Annotated in this window: 19 protein-coding genes; 15 read left to right on the plus strand and 4 right to left on the minus strand. The window is 68.5% G+C overall.

The window, feature by feature from the left end; translation table 11 throughout:
* Positions 1-55: 55 nt before the first annotated feature.
* On the minus strand, positions 56-739 hold the full coding sequence (locus tag ABT078_RS29935) for a hydrolase (RefSeq protein ID WP_351233140.1): 684 nt from the start codon (positions 737-739) through the stop codon (positions 56-58).
* Positions 740-1,614: 875 nt separating this feature from the next.
* Positions 1,615-2,538, minus strand: coding sequence for a LysR substrate-binding domain-containing protein (locus tag ABT078_RS29940; RefSeq protein ID WP_351233142.1), 924 nt, complete (start codon positions 2,536-2,538; stop codon positions 1,615-1,617).
* Positions 2,539-2,623: 85 nt separating this feature from the next.
* Here ABT078_RS29940 and ABT078_RS29945 point away from each other — a divergent pair, with 85 nt between their 5' ends.
* The 8 genes from ABT078_RS29945 (at position 2,624) to ABT078_RS29980 (ending at position 10,991) form a co-directional block, all read left to right on the plus strand.
* Complete coding sequence (locus tag ABT078_RS29945) at positions 2,624-4,270, plus strand: FAD-dependent monooxygenase (RefSeq protein ID WP_351233144.1); 1,647 nt, start codon at positions 2,624-2,626, stop codon at positions 4,268-4,270.
* 15 nt (positions 4,271-4,285) lie between these two features.
* Complete coding sequence (locus ABT078_RS29950) at positions 4,286-4,855, plus strand: flavin reductase family protein (RefSeq protein WP_351233146.1); 570 nt, start codon at positions 4,286-4,288, stop codon at positions 4,853-4,855.
* A 126-nt stretch (positions 4,856-4,981) separates the two neighbouring features.
* Positions 4,982-6,493 carry a 4-hydroxyphenylacetate 3-hydroxylase family protein gene (locus ABT078_RS29955; RefSeq protein ID WP_502981387.1) on the plus strand — a complete coding sequence of 504 codons (1,512 nt, stop codon included), beginning with the start codon at positions 4,982-4,984 and terminating at the stop codon, positions 6,491-6,493.
* 253 nt (positions 6,494-6,746) lie between these two features.
* Entirely contained in the window at positions 6,747-7,289 is a 543-nt protein-coding gene (locus ABT078_RS29960; protein ID WP_351233151.1) for a DoxX family protein, read from the plus strand.
* 222 nt (positions 7,290-7,511) lie between these two features.
* Positions 7,512-8,441, plus strand: coding sequence for a dioxygenase family protein (locus ABT078_RS29965; protein ID WP_502981388.1), 930 nt, complete (start codon positions 7,512-7,514; stop codon positions 8,439-8,441).
* Positions 8,441-9,592, plus strand: a complete 1,152-nt coding sequence (locus ABT078_RS29970) for a maleylacetate reductase (protein ID WP_351233153.1) — start codon at positions 8,441-8,443, stop codon at positions 9,590-9,592. The genes ABT078_RS29965 and ABT078_RS29970 overlap by 1 nt, the downstream gene beginning before the upstream one ends.
* Entirely contained in the window at positions 9,592-10,347 is a 756-nt protein-coding gene (locus ABT078_RS29975) for a CoA transferase subunit A (protein ID WP_351233155.1), read from the plus strand. Before ABT078_RS29970 ends, ABT078_RS29975 begins: the two co-directional genes overlap by 1 nt.
* The gene (locus ABT078_RS29980) at positions 10,347-10,991 is read left to right on the plus strand and encodes a CoA transferase subunit B (protein ID WP_351233157.1); all 645 of its coding nucleotides are present in this window, start codon (positions 10,347-10,349) and stop codon (positions 10,989-10,991) included. The genes ABT078_RS29975 and ABT078_RS29980 overlap by 1 nt, the downstream gene beginning before the upstream one ends.
* Before the next feature lie 932 nt (positions 10,992-11,923).
* On the opposite strand, the gene ABT078_RS29985 is transcribed toward ABT078_RS29980, so the two are convergent.
* Together ABT078_RS29985 and ABT078_RS29990 are read right to left on the minus strand one after the other, a co-directional pair.
* On the minus strand, positions 11,924-12,718 hold the full coding sequence (locus ABT078_RS29985; protein ID WP_351233159.1) for an alpha/beta hydrolase: 795 nt from the start codon (positions 12,716-12,718) through the stop codon (positions 11,924-11,926).
* Between the two features lie 457 nt (positions 12,719-13,175).
* The gene (locus ABT078_RS29990; protein WP_351233161.1) at positions 13,176-13,451 is read right to left on the minus strand and encodes a hypothetical protein; all 276 of its coding nucleotides are present in this window, start codon (positions 13,449-13,451) and stop codon (positions 13,176-13,178) included.
* Between the two features lie 439 nt (positions 13,452-13,890).
* On the opposite strand from ABT078_RS29990, the gene ABT078_RS29995 reads away from it, so the two are divergent.
* The 7 genes from ABT078_RS29995 to ABT078_RS30025 all read left to right on the plus strand — a co-directional run bounded on the left by ABT078_RS29995 (position 13,891) and on the right by ABT078_RS30025 (position 22,217).
* Positions 13,891-14,388 (plus strand): hypothetical protein, encoded by a 498-nt coding sequence (locus ABT078_RS29995; RefSeq protein ID WP_351233163.1) that lies wholly within the window; start codon positions 13,891-13,893, stop codon positions 14,386-14,388.
* A gap of 1,228 nt (positions 14,389-15,616) precedes the next feature.
* Positions 15,617-16,567, plus strand: coding sequence for an alpha/beta hydrolase (locus tag ABT078_RS30000; RefSeq protein ID WP_351233165.1), 951 nt, complete (start codon positions 15,617-15,619; stop codon positions 16,565-16,567).
* A 386-nt stretch (positions 16,568-16,953) separates the two neighbouring features.
* Positions 16,954-17,826 carry an alpha/beta fold hydrolase gene (locus ABT078_RS30005; protein ID WP_351233167.1) on the plus strand — a complete coding sequence of 291 codons (873 nt, stop codon included), beginning with the start codon at positions 16,954-16,956 and terminating at the stop codon, positions 17,824-17,826.
* Between the two features lie 335 nt (positions 17,827-18,161).
* Positions 18,162-18,881, plus strand: coding sequence for an SDR family oxidoreductase (locus ABT078_RS30010; protein WP_351233169.1), 720 nt, complete (start codon positions 18,162-18,164; stop codon positions 18,879-18,881).
* A gap of 562 nt (positions 18,882-19,443) precedes the next feature.
* Positions 19,444-20,742 carry a VWA domain-containing protein gene (locus ABT078_RS30015; RefSeq protein WP_351233171.1) on the plus strand — a complete coding sequence of 433 codons (1,299 nt, stop codon included), beginning with the start codon at positions 19,444-19,446 and terminating at the stop codon, positions 20,740-20,742.
* Entirely contained in the window at positions 20,742-21,515 is a 774-nt protein-coding gene (locus ABT078_RS30020) for a hypothetical protein (RefSeq protein ID WP_351233173.1), read from the plus strand. The genes ABT078_RS30015 and ABT078_RS30020 overlap by 1 nt, the downstream gene beginning before the upstream one ends.
* A gap of 168 nt (positions 21,516-21,683) precedes the next feature.
* Positions 21,684-22,217: a cellulose binding domain-containing protein gene (locus ABT078_RS30025; RefSeq protein WP_351233175.1), complete on the plus strand. Its 534-nt coding sequence runs from the start codon at positions 21,684-21,686 to the stop codon at positions 22,215-22,217.
* The last annotated feature ends 122 nt before the right edge of the window (positions 22,218-22,339 follow it).

A 22,339-nucleotide genomic window follows, 5' to 3' on the forward strand; every position in this document is an offset into this window, starting at 1 on the left:
GCCGGCAGGCCGGGGACGGAGGATGTCCGGCCTCGGCCTGCCAAGTGGGGGTGGATCAGCCGGCGGCGTTGGCGCCGATGAACTTCTTCGCGTAGACCAGGCCGAGGCCGTAGGCGCCGTCGTGCTCCATGGCGATGTCGACGACAGCGTCATAGGTCTCGGTGCGGGCCCAGTCACGCTGCAGCTCCAGCAGGACCGTGATCCAGGTGACCGGGACAACGCCCGCCTGGATCATGCGCTGGATCGCGTGCTCGTGGGCCTCGGGGGTGAGACCGCCGCAGGCGTCGGCGACGACGTACACCTCGTAGCCCTGGGCAAGCGCGGAGAGGGCGGGCAGGGCGACGCACACCTCGGTCCAGAGGCCGGCCAGGACGATCTTCTTGCGGCCGGTGGCCTTGATCGCCTCGATGAAGGCGCTGTCCTCCCAGGGGTTCATCGTGCTGCGGTCGATGACCGGCTCCTTGGGGAAGACCTCGGCGAGCTGAGGAAGGAGGGGGCCGGAGAAGGTCTCCGCCGCAACGGTGCTGAGGATGACCGGGACGTTGAACGCCTTGGCGCTCTTGGCCAGCCCGACGGTGGCGTTGACGATCGCCGTCCGGTCGCCGCTGCCGACACCGAAGAACATCTGCGGCTGGTGGTCGACAAACAGGAACACCGAGTTGTCCGGGGTCAGCAGGTCCGGGCTCGGGGTGGGGGTGGCCACGATCTCGGCGTCGGTGAGCTCGCGATTCAGACCCATGGGGATGTCCTCGTTTCTTGACGTCGGCGGATGACGCACTCAGCGCGCCATGTGTCGCCTCTGTTCTTGACTGTCAGTCAATGGACAGGACAGAGCAGGACGGTGTGACACGCGATGACAGTGGGTCCGGGTCGAGTCGGGCCCGCGCGCGCAGCAGGGACGCCAGTGGATCAACAACGTGGGAGCCCGGCCGGATGACTCCGCATGCAGAGCTCCCCGAACCGCGAAGGAAGCGGCCAACTAGGCGGCGTTGCACCAGTCTTGGCGCGGGTACTCCAGCAGCGTCCCTCTGTCCGGCCTGGTCGGAGATATCGCCTGTCGTGTGCCGCGAAGCCGGGGTCAGGAACTGGCCCGTTCACAATTTGTTTACAGGACATTCGTCTCGAGTTACCGAATATTCAGGGTGTGTTCGCCACGGCTGGCGGGCAGTCAGCAGGCGCCCGCTTTGAACGCCGACGACAGGACGCGCAGGCCGTTCTTGCGGAGGCGCCGACGAGTTCAAGGACGTAAGCCCGCCGGAGGCGTCGAGGGACGGCCCAGTGGTACAGGCGGCCGGGAACTCGTCGGGTCGGACGGCGTTTCCGACCACCACGTTTCGCCTCTACGCCGTCCGTGGATCGCTCGCTCGCGCAAGTAACGAGCCGAAACGCCCGGGCTGTGACACAGTGCGCCCCTGCGCGCCGTCTTCTGCGTCTTGGCGGCGCGGTGTGAGGGCGCGGCCATCCGGCCCCGCCCCTGCACACCGCTGCCTGCCCAGACCCCTCCCCCGGCCCTTTCCGGGGCCGGGCTCAGAGGTGTCCACCACTCGGGGACAGGTCCCTACTGCCGCCGGCCGCCCTGGGGCAGCGGTGGACCCGGTGGAGGTGGGCGTAAGGTCACGCGTCAGGAGCGTCCAGGTCGGCGGCGATCTCACCGATTTTCGCCCGGACCCACGCGAGTGCCGGGTCCGTGGTGCGGTGCGGGCTCCACCACAGCGTCTGGGTGATCGGTGGAATCCGCAGGGGGGGTTCGAGCAACCGGATCGCCGCGGCACGTTGCAGGAGGGGGACTGCTCTCTCGAGCACGAAGGCGACCAGGTCGGTGCCCTCCAGAACCGTCGGCGCGAGCAGGAAGCTCTCCACGGTGAATTCGACCCGTCGGCGCAGCGCGGTTTGGGCCAGGTAGGTGTCCACAACGGCGGCCGGTGCATGACGCCCCATCGAATAGACGACGTGGCCGAGTTGCATGTACGTCTGCAAGCTCAGCTCGTCACCAACCTTGCTGTTGCCCTCCCAGACGCAGCACAGCCATCGATCGGTGAACAGCCGCAGCGAAGGCAAGGAGACCTCTCCCATGATCGCAGTCGGCTCGATGACGAGGTCTGTCGCGCCGTCGAGCAGCATCCGCGTAGGATCGGGCGAGCGGGGCCGGACCTGGATCGTGACACCGGGCGCCTCGGCGGCCAGACGGCGCACGAGCGGCCCGATCAATATGAGCACGCTGTAATCGGAACAGCTGACCCTGACCGTGCACTCGTCGCTGTCGGGGTCGAAGCCGAGCCTGTCGTTCAGTGCGCGCTCGATGATGTCGAGGGCCTCCCGGACCGGTTGCACGAGCGCTTCGGCACGTGCCGTCGCGACGAGCGTCGTGCCCTCGCGAACGAGCAGCGGGTCCCCGAACAGTTTCCGCAACCGGGCCAGAGCGCTGCTCATGCCGGGCTGACTGAGCCCCACCCGGGAGGCCGCCCGGGTTACGTTCCGCTCGGCGAGCAGGGCGTCCAACGCCAGGAGAAGGTTGAGATCGACGCTTCCCAGGTTCATGAGCTGCGACCATAGCTGGGATTGATGCTATACATCATCACCAGCAGATCGACAAATCTGGCCCGGGGGCCTCATCGTTCCTGGTGTGACGCACACCATGAACACGAAAGAGGTCCCAGTCCTGATCGTCGGCGGCAGCCTCGTCGGGCTGTCCACGGCGCTGTTCCTCGCCCAGCAGGGCGTCGAAGTTCTTACAGTCGAGCGCCACCCAGGCACTGCCATCCACCCCCGTGCAGGACACCTGCACCTGCGCACTCTCGAGTTGATGCGTGCGGTCGGGCTCGAACGGCCCCTCCAGCAGCTCTCGGCCGAGCGGTACTTCCCCAACGGTGGTATCAACGAGGTCCGCACCCTGGCCGAAGGCGAGGTCGCGACCTATATCCCGGACCTCAATCAAGGGGTGGCCGAGTTCAGTCCCTCCCGCCGCCTGTTCGTTGCCCAGGATGCTCTGGAGCCGTTGCTGCGGGAGCGCGCCGAGGCCTTCGGGGCGCGCCTCCGCTACAACGCCGAAGTTGTGTCCCTCGAGCAGGACGACGAAGGCGTCACCGCCACCGTCCGAGACCATGGGACCGGCGCGCTGGACCGGGTTCGGAGCCGGTACCTCGTCGCAGCCGACGGCAACCGCAGCCCAATCCGCGAGCAGCTCGGGATCAAGATGGGCGGACATGGCCGGCTCTCCCGCAGCGCGACGATCTACTTCCGCGCCGACTGCCGTCAACTCCTCGAGGGGACCGAACTCGGCGTCATCTACGTCAACAACCCGGCCCTGCGTGGCTTCTTCCGATTCGAGCGAACGGGGACGTCGGGATTCCTCGTCGTCAACACCCTTGGTGATCCCACCGTTTCGGGCTCCTTGGACGTCACGTCAGAGCTCACGACCGACCGGGCCGCCCGACTCCTCCGGAGTGCCATCGGACTGCCGGATCTTCCTGTGCAGATCGACGACGTCGCGGAATGGGTGGCCACCGCCGACGTGGCCGAACGCTACCAGGCGGGCCGGATCTTCCTCGCCGGAGACGCGGCCCACGTGGTACCGCCCAACGGAGGGTTCGGCGGCAACACCGGTATTCACGACGCGCACAACCTCGCGTGGAAGCTCGCGATGGTCGTTCAAGGCACAGCCGGCGAAGCACTGCTGGCCAGCTACGACGCCGAGCGCCGCCCGGTCGGTGACCTGACGATCGACCAGGCATACTCACGCTACCGCCACCGTGTCACGCCAGAGCTGATGACCGAGGACGTCCCTGAGCTCGTGGACGACTTCAGCATGGAAATCGGCTACCGCTACCACTCGGCAGCGATCCTGCCCGATCCCGATGCGGCAGACGACGACACACTGGTCGGGCACCCCCGGAAGGCGAGCGGACAACCCGGAACCCGCGCACCTCATGTCGAACTCGCCCCCGATCGATCCACCCTCGACCTGTTCGGAACCGGCTTCGTCCTTCTGACCGGGGATTTGGGCCGGCCATGGCAGGAGGCGGCACAGACGGCGGCCCGCAATGGCCTACCGGTGGCCAGCCCGCTGGTCAGCACACGAGGCGATGACATCGCGGCCGCCTACGGGATCGGCCCGGACGGAGCCGCGCTCGTCCGTCCCGACGGATTCGTCGGCTGGCGCAGCCGCGGTGGAGTGGCCGATCCCACGACCGAGCTCAGCCGGGTACTGACCGGGCTCCTCGCCCGCTCGGACGGGGCGAGCGAGACCGGTCTCGATGTCCAGCACTCCTGACGGAAGGTGTGGCAGATGGCGATCGACCCACGGGAACTGCGCCGGTGCCTCGGACATTTCGCCACCGGTGTCACGGTGGTGACCTGCCGCGCGCGCGAGGGCGAGCTGCACGGCGCGACGGTCAACGCGTTCACCGCCGTATCCCTGGATCCACCCCTGGTGCTTGTCTCACTCGACCGGCGCTCGCGGCTCTGCCGCCTCATGGAGCAAACCGCCTTCTCCGTGAACGTCCTCGAGGCACAGCAGCACGATGTGGCGCTGCACTTCGCAGGACGGCAGGCTCCGCATGTGGTCGAGTGGGATGACGACAGCCGCTGCGGTGCGCCGCGTCTCGCAGGCTGCCTCGCCACTGTCTCCTGCACCGCATGGCGCCACTACGACGGCGGTGACCACGTCCTGTATCTGGGCGAGGTGCAGGAATTCCGAGTCCACTCCGGGCGACCGCTGCTGTTCCACACCGGTGAGTTCCACGCTCTTCCTGCCCACCACGGTCCCGTCCCCTGGGACGGCTCCGGCGACGCGCCCTCCAGCACCACCTGGTTTGCCACCTCCCAGCGCGACCGGCCCGCCCGGATGGCCGGCTGATGGGAAAGGCCACGGCCGGCCATCCGCAGCAGGTTGCCGCACAGTCCCGAACACACGAGGGAGCAAGTTATGACCGTTCAGCATGAATCGGCGCCGACCCCCACGGCCCAGACGGTGTCCAGGCCCATGACGGGGGATGAATACATCGAGAGTCTCCGCGACGGCCGCGAGATCTTCTTGCACGGCGAGAAGGTCACCGACGTCACCACGCATCCTGCCTTCCGCAACGCCGTACGGATGACCGCGCGGCTCTACGACGCGATGCACGACCCCGATCACCGCGACGTCCTCACCACGCCGACCGACACCGGGAGCGAAGGTTTCACCCATCCGTTCTTCCGGACGCCCCGCAGCATCGAGGATCTCAAGGCCGACCAGGCCGCGATCGCCGAGTGGGCCCGCATGACCTACGGCTTCATGGGCCGCAGCCCCGACTACAAGGCCAGCTTCCTCGGCACGCTCGGCGCGAACTCCGATTTCTACGGCGAGTACGCGCCCAACGCCCTCCGCTGGTACCGCGAGTCCCAGGAAAACCTGCACTACTGGAACCACGCCATCATCAACCCCCCGGTCGACCGGCACCGAAGCCCGGACGAGGTCGCCGATGTCTTCCTGCATGTGGAAAAGGAAGTCGACGCAGGACTGATCGTCAGTGGCGCAAAGGTCGTGGCCACCGGATCGGCCATCACGAACTACAACTTCATCGCCCACTACGGGCTGCCGATCAAGAAGCGCGAGTTCGCGCTCGTCTGTACGGTCCCGGCCGGTGCCCCGGGGATGAAGCTGATCTGCCGTCCCTCCTACTCGTACAACGCCGCAGTCACCGGTAGCCCGTTCGACTACCCGCTGTCGAGCCGGCTGGATGAGAACGACACCATCTTCGTGATGGACAAGGTTCTCGTGCCCTGGGAGAACGTCCTCATCTACGGGGACACGGAGGCCGCGAGCAGCTTCCTGCCGCACTCGGGCTTCCTTCACCGCCTCACCTTCCACGGGGTCACGCGGCTTGCAGTCAAGCTCGACTTCCTTGCCGGCTTGTTGCTCAAGGGCTTGGAGGCCACGGGGACGAAGGACTTCCGCGGCGTGCAGACCCGCGTCGGCGAAGTCATCAACTGGCGCAATATGTTCTGGGCGCTCTCTGACGTACAGGTCGCCCGGCCCACCGAGTGGAAGAACGGGGCATTGCTGCCCAACCTCGAGTACGGCATGGTCTACCGCTGGTTCATGACCCAGGGCTACCCACGCATCCGCGAGATCATCATGCGGGATCTCGGCTCGGCCCTCGTCTACCTGCCCTCCAGCGCCGCAGACTTCAAGAACCCCGAGGTCCGGCCCTACCTCGACAGGTTCGTGCGGGGTTCGAACGGCATTGACGCCGTCGAGCGGGTCAAGCTGATGAAGCTGATCTGGGACTCCATCGGCTCCGAGTTCGGTGGACGCCACGAGCTGTACGAGATGAACTACGCCGGAAACCACGAGCAGATCCGGATCGATGCGTTGCTCAACTCTGAGGCCTCCGGCGCGGCTGACCAGATGCGCGGTTACGCCGAGCAGTGCATGGCGGAGTACGACCTGAACGGGTGGACCGTCCCCGACCTCATCGACAACGACGACGTCTCGATCCTCCGCAGGAGCTGAGGCCGGAAGGCCGGAAGCGACTTCGACAGCAACGGGTCGTCCGAGTTGTCGCGAGAAGCTCGAAGGCGATGAACGTCCCTCGGCTCCGGTGAAGTTGCTTCCGTCTCATCCGAGCGGGGCAACTTCACCGGGCCAGGAGGAGGCCGCTGTTACCCCGCGGCTGACCCCAACCTTCGGTCCGACCACTGTCAGGAGCACTTACCGACGCCACCTGCGTCGCCCGGTCATCGCCAAACGAACGAACGGAAATGCCATGTCGCTCGATGTTGGACTGCTGCTGCTCCGCGTGCTCATAGGGTTCGTTCTCTTCGCCCACGCCACCCAGAAGCTGGCCGGATGGTTCAACGGGCCGGGTCCCGAAAGGGCCGCCGTGATCTTCGAGGCGCTCGGCCAGGTGCCCGGCCGGCCGATGGCGCTGCTCGCGGCAACCTGCGAGCTGGCCGCCGCCGTGCTGCTCATCCTCGGACTCGGCGTTCCACTGGGTGCCGCGATCGCGGCTGGGACGATGCTCGTCGCCGGAGTCGCCATGACGACGAATGCAGGCAATTCCTGGAACTCCGCCGGCGGCGGTGAGTATCCGTTGGTGCTGGCCGTGCTCGCCGCCGCGCTCGCCTTCACCGGCGCCGGCGCCTGGTCCCTCGATGCAGCACTCGCCCTGCCCTGGGCAGTGGCCGATGGCCCTGGCGCCCTGGCCATCGGGGCCGGAGCAGCAGCGCTCGCCGTCCTGGCCGCAGCCGCGCCGATCATCCGAACGATCAAGGCCCGACGGGTCGGCCAGGGCCGGGCCCTGGGCTGAGACCGACCTCACCGACACGATGCGCGCAACACGTCTCTCGGCACGTTCGGCCCGGACGAGCTCGATATCGACCGCGCCGTCGGGCGAAGCACGTTGCGTTCGGATTCGGTCTCCACACATGCGTGGGCAACCGTCTCGCGCGCCCGCCACCGGCAGTCCCGGACCGACCTCGCCCAGGGCCGTAACGGCACCCGACCACGAGAGGCACGAATGACCGTGAACCTGCGCCCTACCACGTCCGACCGCGGCGCGCCTGCTCAACCGGCCCAAGCCGGCCCGGAGCTTTTCAGCGAGGCCCGCTCGGCGGAAGTGGTCTCCGCCAGCTTCGCGAACACCGGTGATCCACGGCTACAGCGGGTGTTCACCTCGCTGGTGACGCACCTGCACGAGTTCGTCAAGGATGTCGAGCTGACCGAGGATGAATGGGCCACCGCGATCCGCTTCCTCACCGAGACCGGCCAGACGTGCTCGGACACCCGGCAGGAGTTCATCCTGCTTTCGGACGTACTCGGCATCTCGATGTTGGTCGAGACAATCAACCACCGCTCGGACGGCGTACTCACCGAGTCGACCGTCGAGGGGCCGTTCCACGTGGTCACCTCCCCGGCCCGGGAACTTGGCGCCACCATCGCCGAGGGCGGCAAGGGGGACCCGTGCCTGGTGACCGGCAGCGTCGCCTGGCCGGACGGCCGTCCGGTGCCGGGAGCGAAGATCGATGTGTGGCAAGCCGATGCCGAGGGCTTCTACGATGTGCAGCAGCCGAACGTGCAGCCGCAGAAGAACCTCCGCGGCCTGTTCACCGCGAACGACCACGGCCACTTCTGGTTCCGCACCATCGTTCCGCGCCACTACCCGATCCCCGGCGACGGGCCCGTGGGGGAGCTGCTCGCGGCGACGTCCCGGCACCCGAACCGGCCGGCACACATCCACTTCGAGGTGTCCGCGCCGGGAATGCGTACCATCACCACCCACCTGTTCGTCGCGGACTCGCCGTACATCGACAGCGACACGGTGTTCGGGGTGAAGCCCTCCCTCGTCCGGGACTTCCCGTGGGTCGACGACCCGGCACGGGCGGCTCAGGCCGGCCTGCGTAACCCGTTCCGCACAGTGGACTTCGCCGTGGTCCTGCAGGCCGCTGGGAAGGAGGCTTGATGACCGCCCAATCGTCCGCAGTGGCATTCGCGGACCCGTTCACCACGGGTTTCACCTATGACGCGTCGCCGATGCGCGTGCGTTTCGGACCCGGCGTCATCACCGAGCTCGGTGCCGAGCTCGACCGACTGGGACTTGGCCGCACACTCGTGCTGTGCTCGCCGGAGCAGGAGAACACCGGCAAGCTCGTCGCGGAGGCGCTCGGCGGACGCGCCGCCGGGGTGCTGGCGCAGGCCCGGATGCACGTTCCGATCGAGGTCGCCCACCTGGCCCGCGAGCGCGCCGCCGCACTGGGCGCCGACGGGTGCGTGGCAGTCGGTGGCGGCTCGGCGATCGGGCTGGGAAAGGCCGTCGCACTCGAGCACGGGCTGCCGGTCGTCGCCGTGCCGACGACCTACGCCGGCTCGGAGATGACGCCCGTGTGGGGGCTGACCGAGGGGAGCCGCAAACGTACCGGGCGTGACCCCCGTGTGCTGCCGGTAAGCGTGCTCTACGACCCCGAGCTCACCACTGGCCTCCCGATCGGCATGTCGGTGACAAGCGGGCTCAACGCCGTCGCGCACGCCGTCGAATCGCTCTACGCCCCCGACTGTTCCCCCATCGTGTCCATGATGGCGGAGGAGGGCGTACGGGCGATGACGGCCGCGCTGCCCGCGATCGTCGCCGCCGGATCGGACCTGGACGCCCGCGCGCGGGCGCTCTTCGGTGCCTGGTTGTGCGGAGCCTGCCTTGGTGCGACGACGATGTCGTTGCACCACAAACTCTGCCACGCGCTCGGGGGCACACTGGACCTGCCGCACGCGCCGACCCACACGGTGGTCCTGCCGCACGCGCTGGCCTACAACCAGCGGGCTGCCCCGGCTGCGGTAGCGGCGTTGTCCCGTGCCCTCGGAGCCGACAATCCCGCACACGCCTTGTGGGCTCTCGCGGGTGAGCTCGGCGCACCCCGGTCGCTGGCCGAACTGGGTATGGCAGAGGCCGATATCGCCCGAATCGTCGAGCAGGTCGTCACGAGCCCCTACGCCAACCCGGTTCCGGTCACTCGAGACGGCGTCGCCCGGCTGCTGCAGGCAGCGTGGGCGGGCGAATCCCCCGCCGTCGAACTGGCTCCAGACCGTTCCACATCCGTGGCCGGGGAGGTCGTGGCGTGATGGACAAGGTGCTCGCTACGGCCGTGGAGGCGGTGGCCGACGTGCCGGACGGTGCGTCACTTGCCGTGGGTGGTTTCGGGCTCAGCGGTGTGCCGAACCTGCTGATCCAGGCGATGTACGAGCGTGGCGTGTCCGGGCTGTCGGTCGTCTCCAACAACTGCGGCGCACTGGAGTCCGGGCTGGCGGTGCTGCTGTCGGCGGGGCGGATCGTGCGGGTGACAGGTTCGTACATCGGGGCGAACAAGGAGTTCGCGCGACAGTATCTGGCCGGGGAGTTGGAGGTGGAGATGATCCCGCAGGGCACGCTGGCCGAGCGGCTGCGGGCCGGCGGTGCCGGGATCCCCGCCTTCTACACGCCGGCCGGGGTGGGCACGCAGGTGGCCGACGGCGGTCTGCCGTGGCGCTACGACGGTTCCGGCGGGGTGGCGCTTGCCTCGCCGCCGAAGGAAGTCCGCACCTTCGACGGAGTGGAGTACGTGCTGGAGCGCGGCATTCGCACCGACTTCGCGCTGGTGCGGGCGGCGAAGGGCGATCGGCACGGGAACCTGGTGTTCAACAAGTCCTCCCGCAACTTCAACCCGCTGGCGGCGATGGCCGGGCGGATCACGGTCGCGGAGGTGGAGGAACTGGTCGAGCCGGGTGAGATCGACCCGGATGCGGTGCATCTTCCGGGCATCTTCGTGCAGCGGGTGGTCGCGCTCACCCCCGGGCAGGCCGCCGACAAGCAGATCGAAAAGCGGACGGTGAAAAGCTGATGGCCTGGACGCGGGGAGAGATGGCCGCCCGAGCGGCGCGCGAGCTGCGCGACGGCCAGTACGTGAACCTGGGCATCGGTCTGCCGACCCTGATCCCCGACTACCTGCCCGAGGGGGTCGAGGTGGTCCTGGAGTCGGAGAACGGCATCCTGGGCACCGGGCCCTACCCCACCGAGGACGCCGTCGACCCGGATCTGATCAACGCCGGGAAGGAGACCGTCACGGTCCTGCCGGGCGCCTCCTTCTTCGACTCGGCGCTGTCGTTCGCAATGATCCGCGGCGGACACATCGACGTCGCCATACTGGGCGCCATGCAGGTGTCTGTCACGGGTGATCTGGCGAACTGGGCGATCCCGGGGAAGATGATCACCGGGATCGGCGGGGCGATGGACCTGGTGCACAGCGCCCGCACGGTCATCGTGGTGATGACGCACACCGCGAAGGACGGCTCGCCGAAGATTCTCGAGGAGTGTGCGCTGCCGCTGACCGGCAGGCGTTGCGTGAACCGGATCATCACCGACCTCGGCGTCCTGGACGTCACCGACGACGGGCTGCTGCTGGTGGAGACCGCACACGGCGTGACCGTGGACGAGATCACCACCAGGACCGACGCCAAGCTGACTGTGTCGGAGGGCCTGTCATGAAGGTGGCATCCGGGACCCCGCAGTCCAGTCCGCCGGGAGGAACGGCGACGCGCCCGGCGCAGGCTCCGGCCGAAGGCGGCCCTCCCCATTGCCTGGCTCACCGCTGATGCCGCCTACGGCCAGGACTCCCACTTCCGCCGCTTCCTGGAAGTGGCGCCGGAACCGGCACGGTCCGCTTCGTTCTCCCGCTCGACCGTGCCGGCTCGCTGCGGCCCGCAGTACAGCCGGCTGACCGCGGTCCCGACCGGGCGGTGCGGCCCGGGGCGCCACTTCGCCTCATCTGGTCGGGACCGGCAGCCGCTGCACCGCGTGCCACAGCGGGGCCGTCGGCTCAGCCGAGGTGGAAGGCGGCTCGCTTCACGATGCGGGTGACGGCATCCGCGTTGCTGACATGGACCGCGTGCGAAGCGTCGATCTCAGGCCCAGGAGAAACCCGCCGCGGGGCGGTGCAACCTTGACTGAGCGGGTGGGATGATCTTCGGGTTGATCATGCCGTTTCCCACTGTGTGACTGCTTCCGGTTCCCGTTGCCTTTCCGCCTCGGCCTCGATCGCGGGGAACTTCTCGCACCACCACCGCTCGACCGCGGCCGGGTCCTGCTGCCAGGCCCGCCACAGTGGCCGCCGAGTCGAAGTCGGACCTGAGCTGACGCGGGTTGCCGCCGACGATCAGCCGGTACAGGCGGTCCAACTGCTCCCGTGCGCTTCGAGGGGCGACCCGGGGCCGGCTTGGGCCCGCAATGCGTCCTTCCCGCCCTCACGGTAGGCGGCAGCTACTTGAAGAGCGTCGACCGCGCGAGCCCAAGCGTCTGCGCGGCCTCATCCGGGTGCAGGCACCCGTCGTCGATCTGCCGTACCGTCCGGCATCCGTGTGGTACTCCCTTTCAGCGCTCGGGATGGACAAATGCCGTCCTGAACGCTTGGCGGGCACGGCTCAGGAGTGGGCGAGCGCCCAGTCGAGAGCGTAGTCGGCGACCTCCTGCCAGCCGTCCTGGACGGGCATCAGGTGGGAGCGGCCGGGAAACACCTTGGTCTCGGTGGTGGTGTTCTCCGCCTTGTAGTGCTTGGCGTTGGACTCTTGGACCTTCGGCGGCATGAGATGGTCGTGCTCGCCGGAGAGGAAGAGCAGGGGCGCCCGGTCGGCGTTGTGGAAGTCCACGTACGTATCGGTGTGGCCGGGGCTCAGGATGGCCAGCGCGCTGTTCCACACAATGCTGCCTGGCGAGGGGATGTGGTAGCGCTCATACGTGGCGCGGGCCTGGTCCTCGGGGAACCCGTTCGCAAAGGCGTAGCGCCATTGGTCGAAGTCCAGTCCGACGGCGCGGTGCCGGTTGGCCGGGTTCTTCAAGACGGGGAAGAGGGACCGGATCTGGGACAGCGGTACGACCGGCACTCCCTGGACGGGCGCGGAGTTCATCACCACTCCGGCGGCGCCGAGGCCACGGTCCAGGAGTATCTGGGTGAAAGTGCCGCCGGCGGAGTGACCCATCACTATGGGAAGCCGGTCCAGCCCCGTGATCAGCTTCTCAAGGCTGGAGATGATCGCCGGAACGGTCACAGTCTCGATCGGGGTCGGGTCGGCGTTGAGGGCCTCGACCTCCACGTCGAATCCAGGGTACGGCGGTGCGATGACGCGGAAGCCCTTGTTCTCGTAGTGGGTGATCCAGCTTTCCCAGGCCCGTGGCGTCACCCAAAAGCCGTGGACGAGGACGATGGTGTCGGGTTGCATCAGTATGCTCCTTAGGATGGGCCGATGGCCGGTCAAGAGAGTGGATGGGCCCGATGGCCGGTCATGATCTGTCGAACGCGAGACGCAACTTCATTGCCGGATGCGACGGCCGGGACGTCGTTGTCCGCGGTCGGAATGACGTACCAGGACAGCGACTCTTACGCACCGCCCCACCGTTGAGGCCGGTTAACCAGTCCTCGGCCGGAGCCGGCGCGAAAGGGGGCCAAGCCTGATCTCGCTGCCGCGTTCGCCACGAGTCTCCGCCACCTCTCTGGCCCGGCTTTCCGATGTCGGACTCTAAGACCGAGAGGGTCCATCGACTGTGACATCAAGGCCCTCATATTGCCTCTGAGGCAAATTGACCCGACACCGGTGGGAGATCCTGGCCGCCAGCGTGGCCCACGCGGCGTCGACCGGGCCGGGCCCGCCGCAGCAGGCGGCGGGCCCGCGGGTTCGGTCAAGCCGCGAGGGCCAGGCGGTGGAGGTAGACGGTAGCCGGGGCCTCGCCGAGGCGGTGGCGGATCGCGTCGCCGGTGCGCCAGGTCAGCGGACCTTCCACGGCCTCGATCCGGGCGGCTTCGGCGACGACGTCGGCGAGGCTGTATTGCTCCTTGAAGCGTTGGCCGATCCCGGCTTCCAGGTCGGTGCACTTCTCCGGGAGCGGCAGGCCGAACGCCCAGCACAGCCGGAAGGCGCACACCAGCACGCTGAATCCGGCCAGGACACAGAACACGCAACTCAGGCTGACAGTTGCGACCTGCGTCATCCCGTTTCACACTGGACAGTGTTGAGCCAGGGCGCGACGCGGCCGGCTCTCAATTAATATTCACGCGATCAACGTCTTGCGTCAGCGATCTTCAGGTGAACCCGGACGTTGGGCCTGGATATGACGTCCAGGCGGAACTGCACAACGGTGCGGCGGGCCCGTGCGAGCACGAGAGTGACCTCTTCCTGCCCTGGCATCGGGCTCACCCTGTACTACTTCAAAAAGCTGCTGCAGGAGGCAGACCCACCCCGCACCCCGTGTTGGACGGTTCGTTGACGCCTGTCGCCGACCACGTGCTCATGATGCGTTCGTCCCGGCGCCCAGCGACACCGCTCTGCCCCCACAGCCAGTGGCAACTCTCGACGAAGTCGAGCTGAAAGAGGTCCTCATGGAGGTGTACTCCTAGATGCGCACCCCGGTGTACGAGCTTCACATCCGCCCCATGTTCCGAGCGACGGACCGCGATCACATGGGTGTCGCCCTGGACCTGTGGACGTACGAGGATGTGGTCGCCCATGCGGACCAGATCCTCGACCGTCTGGAAGCGGATATGCCGCCGGCCTCGCTCGGCGGCCCGTGGCCGCAGGAGTGGATCGATCTCTTCAGGCGGTGGAAGGGCAGTGGCCTCAAGCGCCTTGAGCTCGGTACGGCGCAATTCACCGTCACTCGCTCGGCCAGTGCGGTCACGGTCAAGGCGACGGGTACTTTTCCCGCAGTGGGCTTCGCGGGGTGGCTGCAACTGGAGAGTGAAACCGACACGGCCAAAACCTACGTCCTCTACTTCGAACCACCGGATGCCCCGACGGAAGGTACTGGCGAAGAGTTCGAGTTCCAGGAGCGGTACAGCCCGTCGGACAACCGAGCCGTTTTCATCCACGACAGCACTGGCACCACCCAGCCCTGATCGCACAGGCGGCTTCAGCCTGACGGGCCAGGTCGGTGGAACGGCTTTGGGCTGGAGCTGCTTTGGCGCGAGTGATCACGGCCCCGTAAGCCTTCGGCGTGTCGGGCAGTTCCGTGGACTGCCTGTTGAAGCGCGACGTGGGGCCATGAAACCGCCCTCTCACGAACCCTCGGGCAGGTCGGTCTGGCGAGCCGCCGTGACTTGGCCAGGACCTTGGGGGATCCATGGTGTGAGCCGTGCTGGAGGCAGCCCGCTCCAGCTTCCACAAGTGGCGCGCCGCGCGCGAGCGGCCCGATGCCGCGCTTGCCGAGCGGATCTGGATGCCCTTTCGCCTGACGTCAAGGCACCGCATGGGGGAAGGGCCGCACGGCAGGATGCGGGCTTCGCAACAACGACCGGCCGACCCGTTCGCGTCGTATGACCACGGCACCGAGACCGGCGCCCTCGTGCTGCGCTCCAGATGGCACCGGAACCGCACCTCATCACTGTGCCACGGTGTGGCAGTGGTAGGTGCGGGCTCCGCGATGCCACTTTCAGCAGGGGCCCTGTCAGCCGGCAGTGATTCCGCGCCGACGCGGACGGTGTGACATGCGTGCGGTGGCATGTCGCACGACTGCCGATCAATGCAGGAGCATCGGGTCGGCGGCCGAGGTCGGCCGCCGCCACTTCGCGCAGCGCCATACACAGCTGCGCCGGGGCGCATACGTCGCGACGACTCTCTTCACCATGGCGATGCTCGGTATATGTATCGCGGTGATCCTCGGTACCGACGGCTGACCGAGCAGACCGACACCCGGCAGCACCCGAGCGGCGCGGCACTCCGGGCCACCCTTCACGGCCACAAGCAGATGGGCGCGGCAGAAGGCGTCTAGCGGAATCGGCTGCCGCGACTACCCTGGGTCAGCTCACGGCTCCGTTTCCAGGCGACGATGCTCCGTTTGCGCCGACGACCTCACGGGCAGCGGTTGGAGCCGGGGAAGCCTCGTCCTGGCCAAGGTCATGAACGCTTGTATCGAGAGCGGCTTGATGGCTCTTACCGCCACTGGCGGGAGTGCTGGCTGTACTCGATCACCAGTGCCCTCAAGCGGTGCGCTCCATGATCTCGATATTGGTGTCGCCTGCCTTTTGTGCGGCGTATGTCACACCTTCAGCACGTGCCCTGTCATAAGGGACGAGAGCAGGAGAGAACCTGCCGACCTGAAGAACTGCCGACCTAAGGAGTGCAGTGGTGACCAAGCCCGTTCTCGAGCGTGCGGCGCAGGAGCTCGCTGACGCGACGGCCAACCCGCCGTTCCTGTATGAGCTCGGCCCTGAGGGTGCCCGGAAGGTCCTGGACGACCTGCAGGCGGCGCCGGTGGCGAAGCTGGACGTGCAGGAGACGTGGATCACGGTGCCAGCCGAGGTCGGCGATGTGCAGGTACGCATCGTCAAGCCCGTCGATGTCGAGGGCACGCTGCCGGTCGTCCTCTACGTGCACGGCGGCGGCTGGGTCCTCGGCAACGCCGGCACCCATGACCGTCTGGTGCGCGAGCTGGCCGTCGGGGCGAATGCCGCCGTCGTGTTCGTCGAGTACGACCGTTCGCCGGAGGCCAGGTACCCGGTCGCCATCGAGCAGGCATACGCGACTGCTCAATGGATCACTGCGAAGGGTGCCGAGGAAGGTCTGGACGCTTCACGTCTGGCGGTGGCCGGTGATTCCGTCGGCGGCAACATGGCCGCGGCACTGACCATCATGGCCAAGCAGCGCGGCGACGTGACCTTCGTGCACCAGTCGCTGTACTACCCCGTCACGGACGCGGCCCAGGACACCGAGAGCTACCGGGAGTTCGCGGACGGGCCCTTCCTCACGGCGAAGGGCATGGCCTGGTTCTGGGACTGCTACACCACCGATCCCGCCCAGCGGGCCGAGGTCACCGCCTCCCCGCTGCGGGCGAGCCTGGAGGAGCTGGAGGGCCTGCCGCCCGCGCTCGTCATCGTCGACGAGAACGACGTGCTGCGGGACGAAGGCGAGGCCTACGCCCGCAAGCTGACCCAGGCCGGCGTTCCCACCACGAGCCTCCGCTACAACGGCATCATCCACGACTTCATGATGCTCAACCCCCTCCGGCCCACGCAGGCCACAACTGCCGCGATGGAGCAGGCCATTCACACCCTGCGCACCGTCCTCCGCAGCAACTGAGAGTACTGCGCTGCCCAGCCGCAGCACCTGAAGGACCAGCAGCACTGAAGCTGTCCGCCACCTGGGCGTTCGTGCGCGTGGACCTTACAGGCACAGAACAGTGATCATCCTCCACCGTTCATCGACCCCACAGACACGATGAGCGCTGTGGGCGAGCCGATCAGCACGGTCGCTCGGCACCCTGCCAACCCGGGCACGGGACCGTCGAGCCCGATCGATTCACCGAGCCGATCCTCGGCCGCAGCCGACTCCTGGCAAGCCCCGGACATGTTTCCGCTTGCCGCCCACGGTCTGCCTCTCCATGACTTGCGGCAGCACCCTGCCGTACAGCGGCCATTTCCATCTGTCCGGACATGGCTGAAACCTCTGCCTCGAAAGGGCTCATCATGAACCGTCATTCGCGTTATCGGCGTGCCCGCACTCCTCTGACCCTCGTGGCCACCGCAACGGTCGCCACCGCCCTTTTCGCTACGTCGGTCGGTCCGGCGAGCGCCGCCAAGACCTCGGTCGGTCCGACGAGCGCCGCCAAGACCACGTTTGCAAAGGCCGGCAAGCCGACCGTCGTGCTCGTCCACGGCGCGTTCGCCGACTCCTCCAGCTGGAACGGCGTCATCAAGAAGCTGAAGAGGGACGGCTACCCGGTGGTGGCCGCAGCCAACCCGCTGCGGAGCGTGAGCGTCGACGCCGCTTCCGTCAAGTCCGTGCTGGACAGCATCGACGGGCCGGTGGTTCTTGTCGGGCACTCCTACGGCGGAGCGGTGATCAGCAACGCCGCCTACGGCTCCGACAACGTCAAGGCACTGGTGTACGCCGACGCCTTCCTCCCCGACAAGGGCGAGAGCGCCAACGAGCTGGCGAGCAAGTTCGAGGGCAGCGTCATCGGCGACGTTCTGCGTCCCGTCCCGATCACCAACCCCGACGGCTCCAAGGACGTCGACCTCTACATCGACCAGTCCAAGTTCCACCAGGCGTTCGGTGCGGATGTCCCTAAGAACACCGCTGACCTGATGGCGGTCACCCAGCGTCCCGGGACCGGCACTGCCCTTAACGAACCTTCTGGCGAGCCTGCCTGGAAGACCATCCCTTCCTGGGCCCTGGTGGGCACCAATGACAAGATCATCCCCCGGGAGCTTCAGGTCTACATGGCCAAGCGCGCCAACGCCCACATCAAGGAGATCCCGTCCTCCCACGCTGTGACCGTGTCCCACCCGGACGCCGTCACCCACATCATCGAGAAGGCGGCGCGGACGGTCCGCTGACCGGCACACTCAGCAGGGCGGGGTGGCGAAGCTGCCGCCCCGCCCGTTCGTCCTCAGCTGCCACCGGTGCCGGTGAGCGTCCGCAGACCGGCGGCTGGGTCTCCTGGCGGTGCTGGAGTACCCGGCGGCCCCGTGCCCTCGCACGCGCTGCTCGCGGTCACAGCCGTGGCTCGGACGGCCGCTCAGGTGCGACCGTGGTTCTCATCCGGTCCGACCAGGCTCGTCGCGTCCCGGCAGGGCCTTCCACAGCCCGCCGACGTCCGGCCCACCCGATCGGCGCCCCCGCCCCACACACAGAATCAATGCGCTGATCAGCGCAGCAAAGGAGTGAACCCATGACCCGCAGGCGAGTACTCATCACGGGCGCGTCCAAAGGCATCGGCCGCGCCCTCGCCGAGCAGCTGGCAGGAGAAGGTCATATCCCCGTGGGCATCGCCCGCAGCGCACCGCACTCCTTTCCCGGCGAGTTCCACGAAGCCGACCTTGCTGACCGTGCGGCCACCGATCAGGTCCTGCGCGAAGTGATGGGCGCGGGACCGGTCGACGCCGTGGTCAACAATGTGGGGATGGTGCGAGCCGCGCCTGTCGGGGAGGTCGCTCTGTCAGACCTCGACGCGGTTCTCGACATGAACGTGCGCACCGCGGTCCAGATCGTCCAGGCCGTCCTGCCCGGCATGCTCGAGCGGTCCTGGGGCCGCGTGGTGAACCTCACCAGCCTGGTCACCCTGGGGTTGCCCGATCGAACGTCCTACGGTGCGGCCAAGGCCGCCCTGGAGTTCTTGACGCGAGGCTGGGCCGGAGAGCTTGCTGCACACGGGATCACCGTCAACGCCGTCGCCCCGGGCCCCACCGAGACCGAGTTGTTCCGGGAGACCAACCCGCCCGGGTCGGCCTCGGCCGCCCGCTACCTGGCGACTGTTCCCATGGGAAGGTTCGGGCGCCCGGACGAGCTCGCAGCCGCCATCGCCTTCCTGCTCTCCGAGAAGGCGGGTTTCATCACCGGCCAGGTCCTGCGCGTCGACGGCGGTGCGAGCATCGGCCGCAACAGCGCCTGAGAACGGCACACCGGCGGACGTGGACCGCTGAGGTGACGCAGACGTCCCGTGGTCTGCAGGACGGAGGCCGGGTGCCAGGTAGCTCGGGGTGGGGGACGACCCCGGGGCTCCCTCAGCCCAAGGGGCCCAGAATGATCGAGACAGGGATATGGCGGATCAGCTGGTTCGGGCGGCGGACGACGGCGACGCGATCCAGGTAGTAGTGCGGCTGCTGGCGCAAGGTCGGCGCCGGTGCGGGTGTCCCAGCGGAGGCGGGGTATAAGGCCCGGGCTCGTCGGGAGTCCAGTCGGGCCCGAGCAGGTCCAGGACCTTCTCCGGATCCTCGAAGACCTTGAGCCAGCGGCCGGGCGTCCGGGCCGCCCCGGCGACCTTGCGGACGCCGACGGTGTGCCCGGGTACAGGACCGTGGCCATGAGGACCACCAGAACCGTCTTGCGCGGGCCCGGTCTGCCCACGCACACCCCCTCTCATGACGGAACGTCAAATTTTCAACACGGCTCGTTCTGCCTCACAGTTGCGTGCGGAATTGGGCAGCGCTCCTCGTGATCACTATGATCCGGCGATGATCATACGAAAGCGACTGGCAGCCGCGGTGTGCAGCGCGCTGCTGGTCACCTTGACCGGCGGCCTCGTCCCGGCCGCCGCCTTTGCCGACTCCGGCGGCTCGGCCGACGAACCGGCCGCGAAGGAAGCGCCCAAGGTTGAACTCGTCCTGGACGTCAGCGGGTCGATGCGGGCCCGCGACATCGACGGACAGTCGCGGATGTCCGCGGCCAAGCAGGCGTTCAACGAGGTGCTGGACGCGGTGCCGGAGGAGGTCCGGCTCGGCATACGCACGCTCGGCGCCGACTATCCCGGCAAGGACCAGAAGAAGGGCTGCAAGGACACGCGCCAGCTCTACCCGGTCGGCGAACTCGACCGGACCGAGGCGAAGACGGCGGTGGCGACCCTGGCCCCGACGGGCTGGACGCCCATCGGTCCCGCCCTGCTGGGCGCCGCCGACGACCTGGAGGGCGGGAACGCCACCCGCCGGATCGTCCTCATCACGGACGGCGAGGACACCTGCGCCCCGCTCGACCCGTGCGAGGTGGCGCGCGAGATCGCCGCCAAGGGCATCAACATCACCATCGACACGCTCGGGCTCGTCCCCAACGCCAAGATGCGCGCCCAGCTGATGTGCATCGCCGAGGCCACCGGCGGCACGTACACCTCCGTTCAGCACAAGGAGGAACTGTCCGACCGGGTCGGCCAGTTGATCGACCGCGCCGCCGAACCGGTCGTCACCCCGGTCGCCACGCAGGGCGCCGACCGGTGCGAGGACGCGCCGCAGCTCAAGGCCGGCCTCTACACCGACCGCGAGGCCTTCGGTGAGCACCGCTGGTACCGGGTGGACCTGCTGCCCGGGCAGGAGCTCCGCGCCTCCGTCAGCATTGCCGCCGACCGCGCCGTCAACCGCGACTACGGTGTGCTGCTGCGCGCGTCGACGCTGCACGGCCGGGAGATCGTGCGCGGCGAGGCCGCGGGCGACGGACGCACCGACGTCGTCTCCACGGGTCTGCGCCACCCCAAGCCCGTCATCGATGACGCGGACGCGGACGACGTCGAGCCCGCCGCCGAAACGATCTGTCTGCGCGTGAGCAACTCCTTCTCCGCCCCAGCCTCCGTCAAGACGGCTCCCGGTCTGCCCGTCGAGCTGACGATCGACGTGGTGGACGGCCCCCGCGACGCCGCCGATGTCGCCTTCCTCGGCCTCGGCCGCGGCTGGTGGCTGCTCGGCCTGCTGACGCTCGCGGGTTTCGTCGCCGGTCTGCTGTGGGGCTGGATCTCACGCTGGCGCATCGCCGTCTGGAGGACCAACTGATGCGTACCGTACGCACTTTCACGGGCGGCCTGCTCGCCGCCGCCGCGCTGCTGACGTCTCCGGGCGTCGCCGCCGCGGAGACCCCCTCCCCGAGCGCGAGCACGGAGGAGGCCGCCGCGCCGACCGAGGCCGGCACGTCCTTCCGCACGGCCACCGTCGTCCGCCACGGACAGCGGGCGACCGCGCAGGCGTCGACCGGTGACTACCTCTACTGGCAGTTCCCGGCCGACGCGGGGCAGCGGGCCACGGTACGGGCCACGGTGAAGCTGCCCGGGTCCGAGGCCCGCCACGGCGCCCACACCTGGCGGCTCGACGTCTACGACGGGCTGCGGCGTCGTCAGGCCTGCCGCTACGGCAGCGACACCAGGTCCGCCCCGGCCGAGGCCACCTCGGTCGAGCTCTCCTGTGCGCTGCGTACGGTCCGGTCCTGGTCCGAGCCGTGGGCCAACGACCCGCTTCCCGGTGCCTATTACGTCCGCCTGACCGTCGTCGGCGCGCCTGCCGAGGACCTGGGCGAGCCCGTCGACGCCGCGGTGGAGGTCACGGCGGCCGACTCGGGAGGCGCCGCCGCCGTCGACGGCGTGCTCGCGGCACCGCTGGTGCCCGCGTCGGGCCCGGAGGTCGAGCCGGACGGCGGCTGGGCCTCCGGCTGGTGGTCGTCCCGCGTGCTGTGGACGGCGGCCGGTGCGGCACTCGCCGCCCTGGCCGGCATCTGGGGCTACCGACTCACCCGCGGCAACGGCCGCCCGGCGCACACACCGCCGGTGGCCTGACGTCGTACGGGCGCCGCTCGCCCCCGGGCTCATCTGCCCCGGGGCGGGCGGCGCATCAGTCGTCCCGTCCGCGGGCGACCGCCCACGCCGAGGCGCAACCCGCTCCGTTGAGGGCGCGGTCGCGGAAGGCCCGACGCGTAACGCCGGGACCCTGCCCCGGCCAGGTCGGTGCAACCGCTCCAGGGATGGCGCCGAGCACAGCTCCGTACCGGCCGGCCCCGGCGAGGACCGCGCCGGCCGTCGGCCGGATGCCGCCAACATCTGAAGCGGGCAGGCTCACTGCGACCGGCGGCCGGTGACACCAACGCCACGGACAACGTGATCCGGATGAGGCTCCAGCTGGTCAACACCGGTGCGGGCGCGCGGAGTCTGTCCGGGGTGGAGATCCGTTACTGGTTCGCCGACGGCGCGGGCTCGTACACCACCTGGTGCGACTGGGCGCAGCTGGGCTGCTCCAACCTCACCCACTCCGTGGCCGCCGACGGCTCGGCGACCGGCGCCGGTCGCTGTCTGAAGGTGAACGTCTCTGGACGCTCGCTCGCCGCGGGGGCTTCCACCGGGGAGATCCAGCTCCGCGTACACCGGTCGGTCGAACTTCAACGAGGCGGACGACTGCAGCCGCGGCACGAACGCGGCCTTTGCCGACGCCCCCGGGATCGGCGTCTACGTGAACGGCGCCCCGCCTGGGGCACGGAGCCCTGATCGTCAGACCACCGTGCCCGACCCGGTGCTGAAGTCCTCCCCCGTGTGAATCGGGCCGCACCGGGGTGACCCAGGGCGTTGCCCTGGCGGCGCCGGTCCGGCCGACGTGCTGCCGCCGCGTC

It is taken from the genome of Streptomyces sp. NPDC002133, assembly GCF_040296405.1.
GTDB lineage: Bacteria > Actinomycetota > Actinomycetes > Streptomycetales > Streptomycetaceae > Streptomyces.